We start from the raw sequence: 18,769 nt of genomic DNA on the forward strand, positions 1-18,769 counted from the left end.
CGAGAAGCCAAGTGGCGATCGTCCGTCCACCCCTACCACCTAGCATCGCGAGCGTGAAGACGGTCCTCGTCGTCGACGACGAACCGAAGATCGTCGAGCTCGCAAGGGACTACCTCGAGCACGCGGGATTTGCGGTCGTGAGCGCCTCCGATGGGACGGCGGCGCTCGCGACCGCTCGGGCGTCGCGGCCAGATCTCGTCGTGCTCGACCTGGGATTACCTGAGCTCGACGGACTCGACGTGGCTCGGGCGCTCCGCCGCGATTCCACCGTGCCGATCGTCATGCTCACCGGCCGCGGCGACGAGGCCGACAAGATCGCCGGGCTCGAGATCGGCGCCGACGACTACGTCACCAAGCCATTCAGCCCGAAGGAGCTCGTCGCGCGCATCCGCGCGGTGCTCCGACGCACGGAGCGGCCACCCGATTCCGGCGATGTGGTCCGCGCCGGCGATGTCACGCTCGACGTGCCGCGCATGCGCGTTCGCGTCGGCGAACGTTCGGTCGAGCTCACGCCGACGGAGTTCCAGCTCCTCGCGGCGCTCGCGCGCGCCCCCGGTCGAATCTTCACGCGCTCCCAGCTCCTCGACGCTGTTCATGGGGTCGCGTTCGAGTCCTATGAGCGAGCGATCGACGCGCACGTGAAGAACATCCGACGCAAGCTCGAGCCCGTTCCGAACGAGCCACGTTACCTGCTCACCGTGTATGGCGTCGGCTACCGCTTCGCCGACGACGAGTCCTGATGCGACCGCCGGACGGCCGCGGCTGGCGCGGGGGTGTGTGGACCGGTGGCGCGCGTCCGTTGTGGTGGCCTGAGAACGAACCGTTCCCGCCCAGCCGCGATGCGTGGCGCCGCGCGGGACAGCGGCACCCGCCCCGCCGCTACGCGCCAATGTTCTGCGCCGCGTTCCTGATCTTCGTGCTCGTGGTCGCGGCGTTCATCACGCTCCTCGTCAACGCGTTCAGCGCCGCGACATCAGGCGGCGGTCTTGCGGCCTTCGCCCCGCTCGCGATCCTCTTCGCCGTCGTCTTCGCGATCGGCGCCGGGACGGTCGGCCGTTTCGCCCGACCGGTTGCCGACCTCGTCGACGCCGCCGAGCGGATCGAGGCCGGCGACTATGCGGTGCGGGTCCGTGCGCGCGGGCCGCGCACGCTGCGCTCGCTCGCCACGGCCTTCAACTCGATGTCCGAGCGTCTCGAGAGCAGCGAACGTGAACGCCGCCGACTCCTGGCCGACGTGACGCACGAGCTCCGCACGCCACTCACCGTCATGCAGGGAAACCTCGAGGCGCTGCTCGACGGCGTCTACCCGGCTGACAAGAGTCACCTTGAGCCAATCCTCGACGAGACCCGCGTGCTCTCGCGGCTCGTCGACGATCTGCGCACGCTGTCGATGGCGGAGGCCGGTGCGCTCGCGCTGCATCGCGAGACGACCAACATCAGCGAGCTCGCTCTCGACTCGGTCGCGTCCTTTCAGACGCAGGCGGACAGTGCGGGCATCGCCCTGACTGCCGAGACCGACGGCACGCTCCCGCAGATCGACGTGGATCCGGTGCGAATCCGCGAAGTGCTCACGAACCTGCTGTCGAACGCACTGCGGTTCACGCCGCGCGGCGGGACCGTTCGCGTCACGAGCTCTGTGTCCGACGGGCGCCTGCTGGTGTCTGTGCGCGACAGCGGCCCCGGCATCGCGCCGGACGTGTTGCCCCATGTGTTCGACCGGTTCTACAAGTCGCCCGAGTCGCGCGGCGCGGGTCTGGGGCTCGCGATCGCCAAGAGCCTGGTCGTGGCACACGGTGGCGAGATCGAGGCACTCAGCACCCTCGGTCAGGGGACCGAGATGCGCGTCATGCTCCCGCTCGCGGAGTAGCGGGCCGCGCGCGGGGTGAGGCGGCGTCCCGAGCGCCGACCTTGTACGCCTCGCGCATCAGCTTCACGAGCTCGGCGTCGATGTCCTCTTCGTCGGTGAGGCGGAAGTGGAGGATCCGGCCGAGCACGCCGTAGTCGTCGACCTTGCGCACCGCGGATGGGTCTGCCGCCCGCCTTTGAGCCACAGCGTGAGGTCCACCCACCGCTCGCGCGGCGTTACGCCGATCGAACGCGCTCGCACTTGGAACACGATCGCGCGTCCTTGCGGATCGACCGTGACCGGCCCGATCTGACGGACGATGTCGTGGAGATGGCGATAGAGGCCAACGACGTGCGGCGGCTTTCCCTCGAGATGCGACGCGACGGTCATCCGGCGCAGGAGTGCGACATGTTGCGCGTGACGAAGGTGCGCCCGCAGCGCGGGCAGCGCCACAGCGGGCGTTTCTTCGTCGCTGCTATGGCGCCTTACCTCCATCGGTGTCGATCTGCGCGCGCTGGAGCTTGCCCGAGTAGTCGACGTAGATCGACTTCCACTCGGAGTACACGTCGAGCGCTGCGCGTCCGGCCTCGCGGTGTCCGTTCCCGGTGGACTTCACCCCGCCGAAGGGCAGCTGGATCTCCGCGCCGATCGTCCCGGCGTTGATGTAGACGAGCCCGGTCTCCGCGTCGCGCATGAAGCGGAAGGCGTTGTTGACGTTGCGCGTGTACACGGATGACGAGAGGCCGTACTTGGTGTTGTTCAGGACCTTGATGGCCTCGTCGATGCTGCTCACCTCGATGACCGACGTCACCGGGCCGAAGATCTCCTCCTGCGCGACGCGCATATTGGGCTTCACGTCCACCAGGACCGTCGGCTCGTGGAAGAACCCCTTCGCGAGCGCGCCCTCGGTCGGGATGCGACCGCCAGCCGCGATCGTCGCGCCTTCCTTCTCGGCGATCGGCATGTAGCTCGCGACCTTCTCCTGAGCCGCTTTCGAGACGACCGGGCCGAGGTCCGTGCCCGACTCGAGGCCGTGGCCCATCTTCATCTTCTTGGCCCGACCCACGAGCTTGTCGATCAGGTCGTTCGCGATGCCGCGGTGCGCGATGACCCGCGACGCAGCCGTACAACGCTGCCCGGACGTGCCGAACGCCGACCAGACGATGCCGTCGAGCGAGAGGTCGACGTCGGCGTCGTCGAGCACGACGATCGCGTTCTTGCCGCCGAGCTCGCACGACACGCGCTTGAGAAGGCGTCCGGCGATCTCGCTGAGATGCGCACCGGTGTCGCTCGACCCCGTGAACGAGATCAGGTCGACGCTCGGGTGCTGCACGATGTGATCGCCGAGCGCGCCACCCGGCCCAAGCACGAGGTTGAGCACGCCCTTCGGGAGCCCGGCTTCCTCGAGGATCTCGACCAGGCGCACCGCGAGCATCGGCGTGGACGAAGCGGGCTTGAAGACGATGGTGTTCCCAAGTACGAGCGCGGGCATGATCTTCCAGGTCGGGATCGCGAACGGGAAGTTCCAGGGTGTGATCGCCGCGACCACGCCGTGGGGTTGCCGGATGCTCATCGCCCATTTGTTGGGCAATTCCGCAGGCACGACGTCGCCGAACTGGCGGCGGCCCTCGCCGGCGATGTAATAGGTCATGTCGATGCCCTCTTGGACATCGCCCTTGGATTCCTGAAGGACTTTGCCCATCTCGAGCGTCATTTCGCGTGCGAGGTCGTCCTTTCGCCGGAGCATGATCTCGGCGGCCCGGTAGAGGATCTCGCCGCGCTTCGGCGCGGGGTAGAGCCGCCAGCTGTCGTACGCGCGTCGCGCGGCGTCGACCGCCTTGTCGACGTCGGCCGTCGTTGATTTCGTGGCCGTGGCGATGATGTCGCCGTTCGCCGGGTCGGAGTCTTCGAAGGCGTCGCCCGAGACCGAGTCCACCCAGCGGCCGTCGATGTAGTTCTTCAGATGTGTCGTGGCCATGGCACTCCCCTTACTGCGTCGCGCGCGATCGGCGGGCTAGAAGCTGGCTCCGTAGAACAACCAGATGGTCAGGCCGCCGACAAAGATGATCCCGAGGAAGATGAGGATGAAAGCGATGTTCGCCTGCCGTTCAGGGTCATCGCTCGAAAAGAAGCTCACAACGCGCGATTATGCGGTCGCTGATGTGGCCGCGTCTCGCGCGCACTGCCGCGAACGAACAGGTCTTCCGAGGCTTCGATCCGGAACTGACCCGACTCTCGCCCGGCCGTGATCCGTACATGGAGATGGGGAGCCACCCGGACGTTGTGGAGCGCGTGATGGATCAGCTCGGTGCCGCGCTACCGGTCGACTGTCGGTTCCTCGCCGACGGCCGCGCGGTGCTGGCGCATCCAGCAACTGGACGGATCCTCGCGATGCCGTACGGCACGGCCTACGCACTCTGGCTGCCTGAGGACGCGTGCGTGGAAGCCAAGCGATCCGGCCTGCTTTCCACACGCCGCTGGAGCAACGGCATATTGACCGATCTCGAACGCCAGATCGGACCCGGTTGGCTCTTCGGGGCGTGGCACGCGGACGAGGAACGCTGGCTTCGCGCAGCGTACGACGCGTTCAACTCATAGCGGCGTCGCGGAGGGGAGTCAGGATCCCTCGCCTGTCAGATCGGACAGTCGGTTCACGACCGGCAACGTCGTCCAACGCAGGATGTGTGATTGGATCGGCCACAGCGTCGTTGCCGGGGTCACCGACGACCGTCGCGTGACGATCGCGACCAGGTCGTCGACCTGCACGGCGACGCTGGTCAACTGCGCAACAGGACCGTTCGCGTTGGACGCGGCGTATTCGAGTCCGACATCCAGCGGCTGCCGCTTGCGACGGACGCGCGCGATACCGACGCGGATCCCGCTCGGCATCGCGTCGGTCAGCTCCGGCCAGTGCTCCTCGGGCACCAGCTCTTGGCCGGTCGCGTGAGCCACCAGCGTCGCGGTCTTGGCGAACCAGCGGCTGAGCGTTCGACGCGTCGGCTCAGCCACGTGCTCGGGGCGCGATTTGGCGAAGACAGCCTGACGAAAGCTGACTTCCAAGGTGCTCATCCACCCGGCATTGCACGTCCCACAGACGCTCGTGACGAGTCGGGCGATCCGCGCGTCCGCTACAGCGTCGGCCGGCCCGTTCGCGGCGTGCGTCGCGCGCCATGCACGCAGTCGTTCCACCAGCCAGCGGGCGAACACGTGTTCACGCGTGAGCGCGACACCTTCCCGTAGACAGAACCTGCAACGGCCGCGCGGCATCGGCAATCCAGACCGTGCGGTCATCGCTTTAGGCTACCGGGGGCGTGTTCATCAACGTGAGCGCGATGTGATGGCGGTGTCGGCGCAGACCTACGCGCGAATCGCGGGAGTCCTTTTCCTGATCTCGGCCGTAGCCGGTGGCTTCGGTGAGTTCTTCGTCCCGCTCCAGCTGATCGTCTCGAACGACGCGACGGCGACCGCGAACAACATCATGTCGTCTCGGCGGCCTCGGATTCGTGATCAGGAGCTTCGTGTTGGTCCTGGCGCCGACATACGCGTCCTTGGGCCTGCTTCTGCCTACGGCCGTCGCGGGCCTCGCACTGACCGTGTGGTCGTGAAGGGCGTCGATTGGCCCCGTGATTCAGTGGAGCTGAGGGGAGTCGAACCCCTGACCTCTTGAGTGCGATTCAAGCGCTCTACCAACTGAGCTACAGCCCCGGAAGCGGCTGCGCCGCTTCCGGGGCTGCTTCCACTTGCCGAGCGAGCGAAGCGAACGAGTCCGTGTGGATGACACAGCCCCAGGTGGCGAAGCCACCTCAATCGTACCCGAGCAGACACCCGACCACGAGTCGTAGAGTCTGCCCGTTCAGTCGGAGGGGCAGCCGTGAAGTTGGGAACGCATCACACCTGGGACAGCATCCCGAAAGAGCGCATGACCGCGCAGATCGAGCGCCGCTTCGTCCACGGCGAGCGTGCGATGGTGGCGCAGGTCTTCCTCAAGAAGGGCGCGATCGTGCAGACGCACACGCATGAGAGCGAGCAGATCACCTACATCCTCGAGGGCGCCCTGCGTCTGTGGCTCGGAACGAATGGCGAGCAGGAAGTGACCGTGCGCGCCGGCGAGATCCTGACGATCCCATCCAACGTCCCACATCGGGCGGAGGCGCTCGAGGACACGCTCGACGTGGATGTATTCAGCCCGCCGCGGCAAGACTGGATCAGCAAGACCGACGATTACCTGCGGCGCTGAGGCGAAGCGTGGCTCAGGCGATCCGTAGCACCACGGGCGCGTCGCCCCAGAGCCGCTCGAGCCGGTACAGCTCGCGTTCCTCGGGAACGAAGATGTGCACGACAACGTCGCTCAGGTCGACAAGGATCCACCGCCCGCCCTCGTAACCCTCGATCCCGAACGGCTGCTGTCCCGCAGCCTTCGCCTTCTCCACGATCCCATCCGCGATCCCTTGCGCCTGCCGCTCGCCGCGCGCGCTGCAGATGACGAAGAGGTCCGCGATGGTGGATACCTCGGAGATGTTGAGCACGAGGATGTCCTCGGCCTTCTTGTCGCTCGCCGCTTCGACGACAAGGTCGGCGAGCGCTCGTGGGGGGAGCTCAGCGCGCGTGGATGCCGTCACTTATAGAGACCGCGTTGTTTGATGTGCTCCCACACTGCGTCCGGAACAAGGTAACGCAGGGACATGCCGCGAGCGGCCCTGGCGCGTAGCTCGCGCGAGCTGATATCGAGCCGTGGCGCGTCGAACGCACGTGCATCGTGCATCGGGTCGGGTTCCGGGGCACCGGGCCGTGCTGCGACGAGGATCGTGGATAGCTCGCGGATGCGATCGGGCGCTCGCCAGCGAGCGAGATCCGCGAGCGCATCGCTCCCGAGGATCAGGAAGAGTTCGCCCTGCGAGCGGAGAGCATCGAGCGTGTCCACCGTATACGAGACGCCCTCACGATCGAGCTCGACCCGCGACAGCGCGAAGCGAGGCTCGCCCGCGATCGCTGCCTCGAGCATCGTGACGCGGTCCGCCACGCTCGCGAGTGGGTCGCGGTCCTTGAGCGGCGATCGGCGTACCGGCACGAACAACACGCGGTCGAGCGGGACCGATTCGAGCGCAGCGAGAGCGATCGCGAGATGCCCGACGTGCACCGGATCGAACGTGCCGCCGAAAACTCCGACGCGCGCAGTCAACGCTTCTTCGTCGCGCCCGGAGCCGCCAGCTGCTGCGGCGCATCCAGCCATTCGAGCTCGAGCTTGCCGATACGCACGGTGTCCCCGCTCTTCACGCCGAGCGTCCGAAGCTTTCCCTCGACCCCCGACCTGAGTAGGAGGCGGTGGAAGTATGCGGAGGCCTCAGGACTGTCCCAGTCGATCCCAGCGGCAAGCCGTTCGAGGCGGTCCCCACGGACGCGATACGCCTCACCCTCACGTGACACCTTGACGTCCCTCGCCCCACCCGCGAACACGATCCGCCGTTCTGCCGGCCCCGCGGCCTCGGGCTTAGGTCGCGCGGTGCAGAGCGCGAAGATGCGCTTATTGAGGCGGTCGACGCCCTCGCCGGATGCGGCCGAGATAGCGATAGCCTCGCGACCTTTGGCCTCAAGGGCTTCAACGATCCCGGGCACCGCGTCGCGCGCCTCCGCGAGATCGATCTTGTTCAAAGCGAACAGCTCGGGCAGCTCGTTGAGTGCTTGCCCGTACGCGGCGATCTCCGTGTCGATCGTCGCGATCGCAGCCAGGGGATCGGGGAGCGACGCATCGACGACATGGACGATGAGTCGGGTGCGCTCGATGTGGCGCAGGAACTCCTCGCCGAGGCCAGCGCCTTTGCTCGCGCCCTCGATCAATCCGGGGATATCGGCGATCACGAGCTCGCGGTCGTCGAGGCGCGCGACCCCCAGGTTCGGCGTGAGGGTCGTGAACGGGTAGTTCGCGATCTTCGGTCGCGCGCGCGTCAGCGCTGCAAGCAGGCTGGACTTCCCGGCGTTCGGCAGACCGGCAAGGCCGACGTCGGCGATCAGGCGGAGCTCGAGCTCGAGCTCGCGCTGCTCGCCCGGCTGACCGTCCTCCGCGATGCGTGGCACGCGCCGCGTGCTCGATGCGAATCGCGCGTTGCCACGGCCGCCCCTGCCGCCGCGCGCGACGATGATCTCTTGGCCGGGCGCGACGAGGTCCGCGACGATCTCGCCAGTCGCGACATCCTTCACCGTCGTGCCCGGTGGCACCTTGAGGACGAGATCGCCACCCGCTTTGCCGGACTTGTTCTGTCCACCGCCCGCATTTCCGCTCGTCGCCGCGTGCACATTCTGGTTCCGGTAGTCGCCAAGTGACGCGAGCTGATCGTCGACGCGGAGGACGACGTCGCCGCCTCGGCCACCATCGCCGCCGTCCGGTCCGCCGCGGGGAACGTGTGCTTCGCGGCGGAAGGAGATGACACCCTTGCCACCGTCGCCGGCGCGGATGGGCACGCGCGCGCGATCGAGGAACACCTAGATCCTCGCCAGCGGTCGCACGAACGAACCGATGCGCAATTGCGGCAACTCATGGCGCAGTCGCTCCAGTGCGTGTGCGATGCCGATGCGCATCTCACGACCCTTCACTGCGGCAAGCGCACGAAGCGGATCGGCGGCGAGGTCGCGCAGGAGGATCGCGCTCCCTTCGCGCAGGTCGCCCGCGACTGAGATGAGCGCGGCGATCTCCTCTTCGCGATCGAAGATGCCAGGGAGGACCGGGATCAGCAGGCTCGTCGCGAGGCGCTGCTCGGCCGCGATGCGAAGTGACGCGCGAACGTCGGCGAACCGATAGCCATCCGGCCGGTGCAGGGTGTCGTATGTGTCCGCGCGCGCGGACATCAGCCGGATCGTCACGGAATCAAGGCCGTTCGTCGCGAGGCGCCGCAGTGCGGTCGGCGCCGAGCCGTTCGTCTCGAGGTGGATCGTCCCCGACCGCGTCGTGGCACGGATCAGGTGGATCGCGTCCTCGACCATCCGCGGGACGAGCAGGGGCTCTCCCTCACACGCGCGCCCGAATGACACGAGCATTCCTCCGGCGCCGATGTGCTGCGTCGCGAGGCTCGCGATCTCTTCCACGGTGGCGTGGAACGCCGCGGGCTCGCGCGGCTCGGCTTCGCCATCGAAGCGCGGCGCGATCACGGCGAGCGGGTGCTCGTTGGCCGGCGCGGCGATGGGCAGCGCGCATTCCCAGCGGCCGTAGAAGGCATTCGCGGCGGCGCGGCACCCGTACTCGCGCGCGCAGCGTGCGAGCTGGCGGATCAGGCTGTCCGCGGGCCGTGAGCGGAGGGCTTCGTTGACCTTCGACGCGATCTCGGACTTTGGATATGCATCGACCTGGTGCGTTGGATCGCGATCGAGGAGTGCCGCCGCGACGACGAGGTCGCCCGCATCGTCGGCCGCCACGGCCGTGTACGCGCGTCGCGTCAGGTCCGGCTTGTCCGTCGCATCCGCGTATGCCGGTAGCTGTGTGCGCAGATGTCCGGGTGGCAGGACCGCCGCGACAGCGAGCCGGCCGGCGCCGACCCGTCGCGCGCGTCCGGCCTTGTCGAGCGTTTCGGCATCGCGCTCGACATGCAGGACGGTCGCGCCACTTGGAAGCGGGAGCGCGTCGGAGAACGGCACGGTCGCGGCGCCATCAAAGGCGGCAGCCGCGTAATCCGACACGATGACCCGTCCCGCCCGATCCGCATGGACTGCTCGATACACATCACGAGTATGGGGAGGAGCCAGTGTCTAACGCGCGGAGCCACGGAACCCGGTCGAGCCGACCGATCGAGGCGAAGCGCCGCGGGTGACGTGGCGAGGACCCCGAGCCGCGGCAGGACCCGCGGCGCGTCAGGCCGCAGTAGCGGACGGGTCAAATGGAACGGTCGCCGGCGCGCGTTAGTACGCGAGCGGGTCCTGCGGTACTCCGTTCACCTTGAGCTCCCAGTGGACGTGGGGCCCTGTCGTGACACCCGTCAGACCGATCGCGGCGATGAGCTGTCCGCGCGCCACGGTCTGTCCCGGGCTGACGTACACAGCGCTCGTGTGGTAGTAGCAGGTCTGCAGACCGCCTGAGTGCTGCACGCAGACGCGAAGTCCGCCGACGGCGACGGGGCCGGTCGCGACGACGACGCCGTCATCGGAAGCGCCGATGCCTGTTCCATAGGGCGCGGCGATGTCGACACCGGTGTGGCCCCACCAGAAGTACTGAGTGATGTAGCCCTTGACAGGCCAACCCAGACGACCGGTGCGCGCTGGCAGTGACGCGTTCGATGGGACCGGTATGGACTTCGACCGCTCGGTGCGCTTGAGGGCGGGGAGCGCCGCGCCCGGCACGAAGATCAACTGGCCCACCGCGAAGTGCTCGGGCTCGAAGTACACGCGGTTGTAGGACATGACGACCGATGGATCGACCTTGAAGCGATCCGCGACGCTCTCCGGTGTGTCTCCGTCCTTCACCTTGTAGAGCGCGCCCTCGCCCGGCGGGATCAGCAGCTCGTGTCCGATCGTGAGGGTCTGGTCTTCCTCGCTGATGTTGTTCGCATAAGCGAGCGCTTCGAGAGAAAGGTCGTAGTAGTTGGCCATCGAGGAGAGCGTGTCTTCCTTCACGATCGTGCGGACCACAACAGGTCGTGCCTCCGGGGCGGCGACGGTCGTGGGACTACGCGTCCCGGCGATGACACCGCGTGCCGTGATCTGTGCGCGCGCGACATCGTCGGCCGGCACCGTGGCGAAAGATGTTGCTGCAGCGTCGGTCAGTGAGGCTTCGGCGCGCCCAGCCGTCGCGGCGGTGTAGGGAAGCATGAGGACCAACATCGCGGTTGCGATGTTGAGCACCAAACGAAGGCCCTTCGAGCCGAAGTACGCGGCGAGAGCGCGCGGGATGCGACGGATCGTCACGTCGACAAGCCGTTGCTTCGAGTGTTGACCCGAGGTGATCAGCGACGCGGCGCTCCTACGGACCATCCTTCGCGCGCCGAGAGTCAGCGAAGGTGTCGCATGCGCCCTTCTAACGTTCGTCGCCAATACGGGCTTCCCTCCCCCAGGTAATGCCGATTCATGTACGCAATGCGTACTGCTCTGTCCCGAGCCGGGGTACCGTACCCACGAGGCCAAACGCTGTCAATCGCAGGACCGTCACGGGTTTGCTCACCCATTAGTACCTCCGTACCCTACGTGCGTGCCCGACTACAACCTCTCCTATGTCTATGTGTTCGCGTTCTTCGTAGCGGGAGCCCTGGTCGTCACGGTGATGATGTTGCTCAGCCACTTGCTTGCTCCCTTCAAGCCGACGCGCGAGAAGCTGAAGACATATGAGTCCGGCGAGGAGCCCGTTGGTCAGGCGTGGGGTCGTTACCCAACTCATTTCTACGTGTTCGCGCTGCTTTTTGTCGTCTTCGATGTTGAGGTGATCTTCCTCTTCCCCTGGGCGGTGCTTTTCCGTGATCTCGGTTGGTACGGTCTCGTCGAGATGACGATCTTCATCGCCATCCTCGTAGTTGGCCTCTTCTACGCGTGGAAGAAGAAAGCGCTCAATTGGTACTGAGCACACCTCGCCCGACGATCGACCTCATCGCGGCGCGCGGTGCGCTGGCGAAGAGCATCGGCGACCGGGCGAAGGTCTCGACACTGCATGACATGGTCGTGGTCGATGTGGAGGGCGCGCGGTTGGTGGAGGTCGCGACGATCGTGCGTGACGACCCCGCGACCCGCTGCGATCTCTATTCGGTGAACGCCGGTGTCGACACTGGGACCGAGCTACGCAGCGTCACGTTCGTTCGCGGCACCGAGACACACGTTTTTGTGATGCTTCGCACCCCGTGCGACGCGGCCGAGCCGCATGTCCCAACGCTCAGCTCGGTCTGGACCGGCGCGAACTGGTGTGAGCGCGAGACCTACGACATGTTCGGCATCGTCTTCGACGGCCATCCGGACCTGCGACGGATCTTCCTCGAAGAGTCGTTCCCCGGTCACCCGATGCGCAAATCGTTCCTTCCCCCACGCAGCGACGCGCGCGGAGGCTGATGACGCTGTGCCGGTAGGTCCGTTCGGGATCGATCCCGCGATCTGGGCTCCACTTCGACTCGTGATCGCGGTCCTTCTGGTGGTGGGCCTCGTCTTCAATGGTGCGCTCGCGCAGATCTATCTCGAGCGCAAGATCCAGGCGGTCATCCAGGACCGGCTCGGGCCGCTGCACACCGGACCCTGGGGTCTGCTCCAGACCCTCGCCGATGCCGTCAAGCTGCTCGGCAAAGAAGACATCCGCGCGCGGCTGACCGACAAGTGGTTCTTCCTCGCCGCGCCCTCGATCGTGTTCAGCCCGATGCTCGCGAGCTATGTCGTGATCCCATTCGCGCCGGGGATCGTCGGTGCGGACCTCAACGTCGGGCTGCTGTATCTCACGACGCTCGGCTCGATGACCGTCCTCGGGATCGTCATCGCCGGCTGGGCCTCGAACAACAAGTATTCGCTCATCGGCGGCCTTCGCTCCGCCGGCCAGCTCATCTCCTACGAGGTGCCGCAGATCCTGTCGCTGGTCACCGTCGTGCTGGTCGTCGGCACGCTCTCGATGGTCGGCATCGCCGAGAGTCAACCGGGTTGGCAGCTGAATGTCCTCGTGCTGCCGCTCGCTTTCGTGACCTACTTCATCGCCGGCTTGGCCGAGACGAACCGCGCCCCCTTCGACCTCCCCGAGGCCGAGTCGGAGCTGGTCGCGGGCTTCCTGACCGAGTACTCGGGGATGCGCTGGGCGATCTTCTTCCTGGCCGAATACGGTGAAGTCACCGTCGTGTCGTCGATCGTGGCGACGCTGTGGTTCGGCGCATGGCACGGCCCGTTCGTCGAGGTCCTCCCGCTCCTCGGCGTGCTCTGGTTCACGCTGAAGACCTACTTCTTCGTGCTCGTCTTCATGTGGATCCGCGCCACGTTGCCGCGGCTGCGCATCGACCAGCTCATGTCGCTCTGCTGGAAGGTCCTGATCCCGCTGACGCTGACCAACCTCATGGTCACGGCCATCCTGCTGCTGGTCTTTCCCACGACGGTGGTGCCGGTGGCGATCGCCAACTGGATCCTCCTGGCCTTCTTCGTGGTCGCCCTGCCGTACGTCCAGCGCCGCCGCCTTGTCGCGCTCCGCGAGCACCTCCGGACCGCGGCGTAGGCATGTATGACTTCATCGAGCCCTCGCTGTTCGCTGTCTTGACCATCGCGACCATCGCCTCGGGTGCGGGCGTCGTGTTCGCGAACCGCATCACCACGTCAGCGCTGCTGATGGCCTTCACATTCCTCAACGTCGCGGCGATGTTCCTGCTGCTCGGCGCGGAGACCGTCGCGATGTTCCAGGTCCTCATCTACGTGGGCGCGATCACGGTCCTGATCCTCTACGGCGTGATGTTCACGCCGCAGTCGCCGCGCCCGTACGGGCTCTTCTTCCAGACCCAGAAGTGGTGGGCCGCGCTGTTCGTCGTTCCGATCGCGATCTTCGTCGCGCTCGTGTCGTTCACCTTCCGCGATCCCGCGACGCTGGCCCCGAAGGGCGGCGACCTCCTGCCGCTCGCCACGAGCGTGTTCCGCGACTTCGCGTTCCCGTTCGAGGTCGCGTCCGTGCTTCTTCTCGCAGCGATGGTCGGCGCGATCGTCCTCGTGAAGCGGGACGAAGATTGAATGAGCGAGGAGCGGCTCCGCCGCGACGAGCGAGTCAACCAGCCGTGAGCCTGTCTCCTGGGCGCAGCCCAGAGATCGAGCAGGAGTAAGCATGGCCGTTCCGCTCGGAGCGTTCATCGCGGTCTCGGCGGTGCTGTTCTTCATCGGCACCGCCGGGGTCCTGGTCCGACGGAACGCGGTCGTGATCCTCATGTCCGTCGAGCTGATGCTCAACGCGACGAACCTCGCGCTCGTCGCCTTCTCGCGACGCTACTCGTCGATCGACGAGCGTGGCAGCGTCTTCGTCGTCTTCATCTTCGTCGTCGCCGCGGCAGAGGTCGCGGTCGGTCTCGCGATCGTCCTCTCCGCCTACCGCAACCGGCCGACCGTCGACGTCGATGAGATAAGGCAGATGAGGGGCTAGATGATCCAGAACGTCTGGCTCATTCCGGCATTCCCGCTCGCCGCGTTCCTCATCAACGGTCTGCTCGGTCGCAGGTGGCTGCACAAATGGACCGGCATCATCGCCTCGGTCGCGGTCGGGGCTTCGGCGCTCGTCGCCATCGGCGTGTTCCTCGAGGTCCTCGGCGGGCAGGAGCGAACGACCGTGGCGCTCTACGAATGGATCGGCGTTGCGGACTTCCGCATCAAGGTCGCTGCGCTCGTCGACCCGCTCTCCTCGGTGATGCTCCTCGTCGTCACGGTCGTGAGCTTCCTGATCTTCGTCTACTCGAACGGGTATATGGAGCACGATCACGGGTTCGCGCGCTTCTTCACGTGGCTGTCGCTCTTCGTGTTCGCGATGCTCATCCTCGTCATGGCCGACAACTACCTCCTGATGTTCGTCGGGTGGGAGGGCGTCGGCCTGTGCAGCTATCTGCTCATCGGGTTCTGGTTCGAGCGTCCTGAGCCGTACGTCGCGGCGAAGAAGGCGTTCGTCATGAACCGCATCGGCGACTGGGGCTACACGATCGGGATGATCACGACCTTCCTCGTCTTCGGGTCGATGCGATTCGTCGACGTCTTCGAGCATGTCGACATCGCGACGCAGGCGAACCTCACGCTCATCTGCCTTGCCCTCTTCTTCGGCGCGACGGGCAAGTCCGCGCAGCTGCCGCTGTACTCCTGGCTGCCGGACGCGATGGAAGGTCCGACCCCTGTGTCCGCCCTGATCCACGCGGCGACCATGGTCACGGCCGGCGTCTATCTGGTCGCCCGCTCCCTGCCACTGTTCGAGGCGGCCGGACCGTCGCTCGCGGTCGTCGGGACCGTCGGCGCGGTGACCGCGATCTTCGCAGCGACGATCGCGCTGGTGCAGTTCGACATCAAGCGCGTGATGGCGTACTCGACGGTGAGCCAGCTCGGCTACATGTTCCTAGCCCTCGGCGTCGGTGCGCCGGTCGCGGCGATCTTCCACCTCGCCACGCACGCGTTCTTCAAGGCCCTGCTGTTCCTTGGATCCGGCTCGGTGATCCACGGACTCGGAGGCGAGCAGGACATGCGGAAGATGGGTGGGTTGCGGCGCAAGATGCCGGTGACGTTCTGGACGATGCTCTTCGCCGGCGGTGCGCTCGCCGCGCTGCCACCGCTCGCCGGGTTCTGGTCGAAGGACGCGATCCTCGCGTCGGCGTTCGTGAACGGACAGGTCGTCCTGTGGGCCGTCGGGATCGTGACCGCCGTGCTCACCGCGTTCTACGTGACGCGCGCGATGTGGATGACGTTCTACGGCGAGCCCCGCGACCACCACCTCTACGACCACGCTCACGAGTCGCCGGCAGTCATGACGCTGCCGCTCATCGCGCTCGCCGTCGGCACGGTCGTGCTCGGCATCCTCGTGGGCTTCCCGCCGGAACAGGGCTTCATCGACCGGTTCCTGGGGCCCGTCTTCGAAGCCGCGGGCGGCGGTCACGTGCCGGAGGCCGCGACGCTCGTCACGCTCGCCGCGGTGTCCGTCGCCGCGGGCCTTCTCGGCATCCTCGCCGGCTTCTCGATGTACGTGCGGCACCGGCCCGACCCCGCTGCCGTCTCGCGCGCCGCCGGGCCGTTCTACCGGCTGCTCGTGAACAAGTACTTCATCGATGAGCTCTACGACCGGCGGATCGTCGAGGCGTTCCGCGCCGCGTTCGGAGCGATGTGGGCCTTTGACATCCACGTCGTGGACGGTCTCGCGAACCGGGTCGGCTGGGTCGCGGCCCTTGGCGGCGGTGCGCTGCGTCGCGCGCAGACCGGCGTCGTCGGCAACTACGCGCTCACGATCGTCGCCGGTCTGCTCGTGATCCTCGTGGCGTACGGCGGCTACGCGGTGGGGATCTTCACGCGATGACGATCGACCACATCCTCACCCTGCTCCTCACCGTGCCGGGCGTCGGACTCATTCCGCTCTACGTCTTCCGGAACGATCCGCGTTCGGTGAAGCAGGTCGCGGTCGTCACGACGCTGGTCGAGCTGGCGCTCTCGCTCGTGATGCTCGCGCAGTTCCGCGCGGGCGAGGCGGGCTTTCAGCTCGTCGAACAGGCGGACTGGCTTCCGAGCCTCGGCATCCGCTACCTCGTCGGCGTCGACGGGATCTCCGTCCTGCTCGTGCCGATGACGACGCTGCTGACCTTCATCTCGGTGCTCTACTCGTCGGGCGGGGCGATCAAGGACCGAATCGCGTCGTTCATGGCTGCGTTCCTCGTGCTCGAGATCGGCATGGTCGGCGTGTTCGTGTCGCTCGACCTCTTCCTGTTCTACGTGATGTTCGAGCTGATGCTCGTGCCGATGTACCTGATCATCGGCATCTGGGGCGGCCCGCGTCGAATCTACTCGACGCTGAAGTTCGTGATCTTCACGCTCGCAGGCTCGCTCCTCATGCTCGTGGCCATCGTTGCCGTGTGGCTCGCGACCGGCGACGAGGGCTCGCGGACGCTCTCGCTGCCGGAGCTGCTCGCGTCACGCGGACGCTTCTCCGCCGAGTTCCAGTTCTGGGTGTTCCTCGCCTTCGGTCTGGCGTTCGCGATCAAGCTGCCGATGGTCCCGTTCCACACCTGGCTGCCCGACGCCCATGTCGAGGCGCCGACCGCTGGCTCGATCATCCTCGCCGGCGTCCTGCTGAAAGCGGGCGGCTACGGTTTCTTGCGCTTCGCGCTTCCGCTCTTCCCGGTCGGGACACAGCTGTGGCTGCCGGTGATCATCGTGCTCTCGGTCATCGCGATCCTCTACGGCGCCGCCGTGTCGACGGTGCAGAAGGATCTGAAGAAGCTCGTCGCGTATTCATCGGTGGCGCACATGGGCTTCGTGACGCTGGGCATCTTCGTTCTCAATGCACAGGGCGGTGTCGGCGCGGTGTTGCAGATGCTCAACCACGGGTTCGTCACCGGCGCCCTTTTCCTCTTCGTCGGCATCCAGTACGAGCGCACCCATCGCCGTCTCATTGCCGATCTCGGCGGTCTTGCGAACCGGTGGCCGCTGTACACGACGTTCTTTGGCGTCTTCGTGCTCGCGTCGCTCGGCCTCCCAGGGCTGAACGGCTTCGTCGGGGAGTTCCTCGTGCTGCTCGGAACGTTCAAGTTCAGCGGTGTGCCGCTCGGCGGCCTCTTCTGGGGCCCGGTCGCGGCTCTCGGCGTGATCCTCGCCGCGGTGTACCTCCTGTGGATGTTCCAGCGCGTGATGTACGGACCAGTGCGTGAAGCCTTCCGCGGGCTCCCCGACCTGTCGCCGATCGAAGTGATCTGCGCCGTGCCGCTCCTCGTGCTCACCGTCCTGCTCGGCGTCTTTCCGCAGCCGGCGATCGCGATCATCGAGCCGTCGCTCCAGCAGGTGCTCCGGCTCGCGACCGATCCCGGCTTCCAGGTCGCGTTCAAGTGAGCACATTCGTCGACACGCTGGTGCCGATCCTTCCCGAGGTGATCGTCACGATCACGGCCTCGGTGGTCCTGATCGCGGACGGTCTTCTCCCGAAAGGACAGTCCCGACTGGTGCTGCCCGCCATGACGGTCGTCGGTCTCGCGCTCGCCTTCCTGGGCGGACCGCTCGCGCCGCCGTCGGGCCAGTACTTCGGCGGGTACGTGCAGATCGACACGTTCACGACGTTCTTCCGCGCGGTGTTCATCCTCCTCGCCGCGTTCGCGACCCTCGTCGCTCCGTCGTACCTCGAGCGGCGCGGCATCTCGCCGGGCGAGTACTACGCGACGATCTGCTTCTCGACCGTCGGCGCGATGACGATCGCGCTCTCGACCGATCTCATCACGCTCTTCGTGGGGCTCGAGCTCATGACCATCCCGATCTACGTGCTCGCCGGCATGCAGCGCCGCGACCGGTTCGCGAACGAGGCCGCCCTCAAGTACTTCCTGCTCGGCGCGTTCAGCTCGGCGCTGCTCGTCTATGGCTTCGCGTGGTTGTACGGCGTGACGGGCTCGACGCGCTACATCGACGTCGCGACGGAGCTGCAGCGCATCGGCCTCGCAAATGGACCCACCATCGTCGCCCTCGCCCTCGTCACGGCCGGCCTCGGGTTCAAGGCCGCGGTCGTGCCGTTCCACCAGTGGACCCCTGACGCGTACGACGGCGCGCCGACCCCGGCGACCGCGTTCATGTCGGTGGCGCCGAAGGCCGCGGCGTTCGCCGCGATCCTCCGCGTGCTGTTCATCGCGCTGGCACCACTCTCGGTCGACTGGAGCTCGGTCTTCGCGATCCTGGCCGCGGTCACCATGACCGGCGGGAACATCGTCGCGCTCGTGCAGATGAATACGAAGCGCATGCTCGCGTACTCGAGCATCGCGCACACCGGGTACATCCTCGCCGCGGTCGCGGCCTCGGCGGCGGGACCATCGGCCACCGCGGCCGTTCTCTTCTACGTGTTCGCGTACGGCGTCATGAATCTCGGCGCGTTCGCGTGCCTGCTCTACTTCGACGTCGAGGGCTCGCGCGGGGCGACGCTCGAGGAGCTCAACGGCTTCGCGCGCCGCCAGCCGCTCGGCGCTTTCGCCTTCGCGATATTCCTCTTCTCGCTCACCGGGATCCCACCCACGGTCGGCTTCGTCGCGAAGTTCCTCGTCATCCAGCCGGTGCTCGACGCCGGCTATGCGTGGCTCGCGGTCTTCATCGCGCTCAACGCCGTGCTCGCGGCCTTCTACTACCTGCGTGTCGTCGTCCACATGTACATGTACGACCCGGACACGGGCGCGCCCATGGTGGTGAACACGCGGCTGCTCTCCGCGGCGCTCGGGATCTCGGCGCTCGCCACGATCGTCCTGGGCGTGCTGCCGAACTCCTTATATGCGTGGGCGCTGCAGGCGGCGAACCCGCTGCTGCGATAGC

21 protein-coding genes, 1 tRNA gene and 1 pseudogene are annotated in these 18,769 nt (G+C 66.7%); 13 read left to right on the forward strand and 10 right to left on the reverse strand.

Annotation, left to right across the window (positions count from 1 at the left end; translation table 11 throughout):
• The first annotated feature begins 53 nt into the window (after positions 1 to 53).
• A complete protein-coding gene (locus VI056_14200; GenBank protein ID HEY6204177.1) occupies positions 54 to 740 on the forward strand; it encodes a response regulator transcription factor in 687 nt (228 codons plus the stop codon).
• Positions 740 to 1,867 (forward strand): HAMP domain-containing sensor histidine kinase, encoded by a 1,128-nt coding sequence (locus tag VI056_14205; protein HEY6204178.1) that lies wholly within the window; start codon positions 740 to 742, stop codon positions 1,865 to 1,867. The genes VI056_14200 and VI056_14205 overlap by 1 nt, the downstream gene beginning before the upstream one ends.
• On the opposite strand, the gene VI056_14210 is transcribed toward VI056_14205, so the two are convergent.
• The 3 genes from VI056_14210 to VI056_14220 all read right to left on the reverse strand — a co-directional run bounded on the left by VI056_14210 (position 1,845) and on the right by VI056_14220 (position 3,983).
• Entirely contained in the window at positions 1,845 to 2,018 is a 174-nt protein-coding gene (locus VI056_14210) for a hypothetical protein (protein HEY6204179.1), read from the reverse strand. The two genes, VI056_14205 and VI056_14210, sit on opposite strands and share 23 nt — an antisense overlap.
• 303 nt (positions 2,019 to 2,321) lie before the next feature.
• Entirely contained in the window at positions 2,322 to 3,824 is a 1,503-nt protein-coding gene (locus VI056_14215) for an aldehyde dehydrogenase family protein (protein HEY6204180.1), read from the reverse strand.
• A 36-nt stretch (positions 3,825 to 3,860) separates the two neighbouring features.
• The gene (locus tag VI056_14220; GenBank protein HEY6204181.1) at positions 3,861 to 3,983 is read right to left on the reverse strand and encodes a hypothetical protein; all 123 of its coding nucleotides are present in this window, start codon (positions 3,981 to 3,983) and stop codon (positions 3,861 to 3,863) included.
• 23 nt (positions 3,984 to 4,006) lie between these two features.
• Here VI056_14220 and VI056_14225 point away from each other — a divergent pair, with 23 nt between their 5' ends.
• Positions 4,007 to 4,444 (forward strand): hypothetical protein, encoded by a 438-nt coding sequence (locus VI056_14225; GenBank protein HEY6204182.1) that lies wholly within the window; start codon positions 4,007 to 4,009, stop codon positions 4,442 to 4,444.
• 18 nt (positions 4,445 to 4,462) lie between these two features.
• Here the strand turns inward: VI056_14225 and VI056_14230 are convergent, their stop codons facing one another.
• The gene (locus VI056_14230) at positions 4,463 to 5,137 is read right to left on the reverse strand and encodes a hypothetical protein (protein ID HEY6204183.1); all 675 of its coding nucleotides are present in this window, start codon (positions 5,135 to 5,137) and stop codon (positions 4,463 to 4,465) included.
• Positions 5,138 to 5,183: 46 nt separating this feature from the next.
• Here VI056_14230 and VI056_14235 point away from each other — a divergent pair, with 46 nt between their 5' ends.
• Positions 5,184 to 5,513 (forward strand): DUF4386 family protein, encoded by a 330-nt coding sequence (locus tag VI056_14235; GenBank protein HEY6204184.1) that lies wholly within the window; start codon positions 5,184 to 5,186, stop codon positions 5,511 to 5,513.
• On the opposite strand, the gene VI056_14240 is transcribed toward VI056_14235, so the two are convergent.
• A tRNA-Ala gene (locus tag VI056_14240) sits at positions 5,479 to 5,551 on the reverse strand. The genes VI056_14235 and VI056_14240 overlap by 35 nt on opposite strands.
• A 166-nt stretch (positions 5,552 to 5,717) precedes the next feature.
• On the opposite strand from VI056_14240, the gene VI056_14245 reads away from it, so the two are divergent.
• Complete coding sequence (locus tag VI056_14245) at positions 5,718 to 6,083, forward strand: cupin domain-containing protein (GenBank protein HEY6204185.1); 366 nt, start codon at positions 5,718 to 5,720, stop codon at positions 6,081 to 6,083.
• Positions 6,084 to 6,096: 13 nt separating this feature from the next.
• On the opposite strand, the gene rsfS is transcribed toward VI056_14245, so the two are convergent.
• The 5 genes from rsfS to VI056_14270 form a co-directional block, all read right to left on the reverse strand.
• Positions 6,097 to 6,465 carry a ribosome silencing factor gene (gene rsfS / locus VI056_14250; protein HEY6204186.1) on the reverse strand — a complete coding sequence of 123 codons (369 nt, stop codon included), beginning with the start codon at positions 6,463 to 6,465 and terminating at the stop codon, positions 6,097 to 6,099.
• A complete protein-coding gene (gene nadD / locus VI056_14255) occupies positions 6,462 to 7,025 on the reverse strand; it encodes a nicotinate-nucleotide adenylyltransferase (protein ID HEY6204187.1) in 564 nt (187 codons plus the stop codon). The genes rsfS and nadD overlap by 4 nt, the downstream gene beginning before the upstream one ends.
• Positions 7,022 to 8,323 carry a GTPase ObgE gene (obgE, locus tag VI056_14260; GenBank protein ID HEY6204188.1) on the reverse strand — a complete coding sequence of 434 codons (1,302 nt, stop codon included), beginning with the start codon at positions 8,321 to 8,323 and terminating at the stop codon, positions 7,022 to 7,024. The genes nadD and obgE overlap by 4 nt, the downstream gene beginning before the upstream one ends.
• Positions 8,324 to 9,553 (reverse strand): radical SAM protein, encoded by a 1,230-nt coding sequence (locus VI056_14265; GenBank protein HEY6204189.1) that lies wholly within the window; start codon positions 9,551 to 9,553, stop codon positions 8,324 to 8,326.
• A 177-nt stretch (positions 9,554 to 9,730) separates the two neighbouring features.
• Entirely contained in the window at positions 9,731 to 10,798 is a 1,068-nt protein-coding gene (locus tag VI056_14270; protein HEY6204190.1) for a M23 family metallopeptidase, read from the reverse strand.
• Positions 10,799 to 11,012: 214 nt separating this feature from the next.
• Between VI056_14270 and VI056_14275 the strand changes: the two genes are divergently transcribed.
• From VI056_14275 to VI056_14310, 8 genes and pseudogenes are all read left to right on the forward strand, one after another.
• Complete coding sequence (locus tag VI056_14275) at positions 11,013 to 11,378, forward strand: NADH-quinone oxidoreductase subunit A (GenBank protein HEY6204191.1); 366 nt, start codon at positions 11,013 to 11,015, stop codon at positions 11,376 to 11,378.
• Positions 11,348 to 11,857, forward strand: a complete 510-nt coding sequence (locus tag VI056_14280) for an NADH-quinone oxidoreductase subunit C (protein HEY6204192.1) — start codon at positions 11,348 to 11,350, stop codon at positions 11,855 to 11,857. Before VI056_14275 ends, VI056_14280 begins: the two co-directional genes overlap by 31 nt.
• A gap of 7 nt (positions 11,858 to 11,864) precedes the next feature.
• Positions 11,865 to 12,857: pseudogene (nuoH, locus tag VI056_14285) on the forward strand (NADH-quinone oxidoreductase subunit NuoH).
• Positions 12,858 to 12,991: 134 nt separating this feature from the next.
• On the forward strand, positions 12,992 to 13,492 hold the full coding sequence (locus VI056_14290) for an NADH-quinone oxidoreductase subunit J (GenBank protein ID HEY6204193.1): 501 nt from the start codon (positions 12,992 to 12,994) through the stop codon (positions 13,490 to 13,492).
• Between the two features lie 91 nt (positions 13,493 to 13,583).
• Positions 13,584 to 13,895, forward strand: coding sequence for an NADH-quinone oxidoreductase subunit NuoK (gene nuoK, locus VI056_14295; GenBank protein HEY6204194.1), 312 nt, complete (start codon positions 13,584 to 13,586; stop codon positions 13,893 to 13,895).
• Positions 13,896 to 15,794, forward strand: a complete 1,899-nt coding sequence (gene nuoL, locus VI056_14300) for an NADH-quinone oxidoreductase subunit L (GenBank protein HEY6204195.1) — start codon at positions 13,896 to 13,898, stop codon at positions 15,792 to 15,794.
• Positions 15,791 to 17,317 (forward strand): NADH-quinone oxidoreductase subunit M, encoded by a 1,527-nt coding sequence (locus VI056_14305; GenBank protein HEY6204196.1) that lies wholly within the window; start codon positions 15,791 to 15,793, stop codon positions 17,315 to 17,317. Before nuoL ends, VI056_14305 begins: the two co-directional genes overlap by 4 nt.
• Positions 17,314 to 18,768, forward strand: a complete 1,455-nt coding sequence (locus tag VI056_14310; protein ID HEY6204197.1) for an NADH-quinone oxidoreductase subunit N — start codon at positions 17,314 to 17,316, stop codon at positions 18,766 to 18,768. The genes VI056_14305 and VI056_14310 overlap by 4 nt, the downstream gene beginning before the upstream one ends.
• Position 18,769 lies beyond the last annotated feature (1 nt).

Source organism: Candidatus Limnocylindria bacterium (assembly GCA_036523395.1).
In the GTDB taxonomy this organism is placed as follows: domain Bacteria; phylum Chloroflexota; class Limnocylindria; order P2-11E; family P2-11E; genus CF-39.